At 62.2% G+C, this 1267-nt stretch carries 1 protein-coding gene; it reads right to left on the bottom strand.

The genetic code is table 11. From position 1 onward, the window contains the following. Positions 1 to 1267, bottom strand: a 1267-nt coding sequence (locus ACIPIA_RS16570; RefSeq protein ID WP_400511069.1) for a catalase, incomplete at both ends; no start/stop codon positions are given.

Genomic DNA, 1267 nt, shown 5'->3' with positions numbered 1-1267 from the left:
CGCGGTTGCGGACGTGCTCGAGCGTGACCTTCGAGAGTTCGAAGACGAGTGCGCTCGCCAGATGGGCCTGCTCGATCTCGCTCTGCGAGCGGAAGAAAAGCCTCGCGTGGCTGTAGTGATCGGCGAAACTCTCCGCGCGCAGGCGAACTTTGTGCTCTTCCACCGGAATCGGCGCCGTCCGAAACCCTCCAGCGGGATCCTCGCGCGGGCCGCCTTCCTCGCCGGCTTCGGCCAAGCTGTTCGGCTCGTAATTCGCCCGACCTGTAAAGACCTGCGTCTGCATATGGCCGTCGCGCTGCAGGTTCTGGAACGGGCATCCCTTGGCCCTGTTGATGGGGATCTGGTGGAAGTTCACGGTGCCCAACCGCGAGAGCTGTGTATCCTGGTAGGAGAACAGGCGACCTTGCAGGAGCGGATCTTCCGAGACGTCGATGCCCGGCGGCATACTGGTCGGCAGGAAGGCGGCTTGCTCGGTCTCGGCGAAGAAATTGTCAGGGTTCCGGTTGAGAACCATGCGGCCGATCATGCGGATCGGCACCAGTTCCTCGGGGATGACCTTGGTCGCGTCGAGAATGTCGAAGGGCAGCGCATCGGCCTCTTCCTGACTGAGCAGTTGCACGCCAAACTCCCATTCCGGGAAATCGCCCCTGGCGATGGCTTCATGCAGATCGCGGCGATGGTAATCGGGATCGGCGCCGGCGATCTTCACCGCCTCGTCCCAGCACGTCGACTGTGTGCCGAGCTTGGGGCGCCAATGGAACTTGACGAAGGTCGGCTCGTCCTTGTCGTTCAGGAGGCGGAAGGTATTGACGCCGAAGCCTTCGATCATCCGCAGCGAGCGCGGGATGGTGCGGTCGGACATCGCCCACATGATCATATGGGTCGATTCCGGCATCAGCCCCACGAAATCCCAGAAGGTGTCGTGAGCGCTCGCGGCCTGCGGATAGCCGCGATCGGCTTCCATCTTCACGGCATGAATCAGGTCGGGGAACTTGATCGCATCTTGAATGAAGAAGACCGGGATATTGTTGCCGACAAGGTCCCAGTTGCCTTCTTTGGTGTAGAATTTAACCGCAAAGCCGCGCACGTCGCGGGGCGTGTCGACCGAGCCTGCGCCGCCGGCGACCGTCGAGAACCGCGTGAACACCTCGGTCTTGACGCCAACTTCAGTCAGCACTTTCGCGCGGGTGAACGCGCCGAGTGATTCCGTCAGCTCGAAGAAGCCGTGGGCTGCCGAGCCACGCGCGTGGACAATACGCTCGGGGAT

It is taken from the genome of Allobosea sp. CER48 (genome assembly GCF_044752385.1).
GTDB lineage: Bacteria > Pseudomonadota > Alphaproteobacteria > Rhizobiales > Beijerinckiaceae > Allobosea.
Note: the sequence above shows the minus strand (reverse complement) of the source record. Positions and strands in the feature narration are given on the sequence as shown.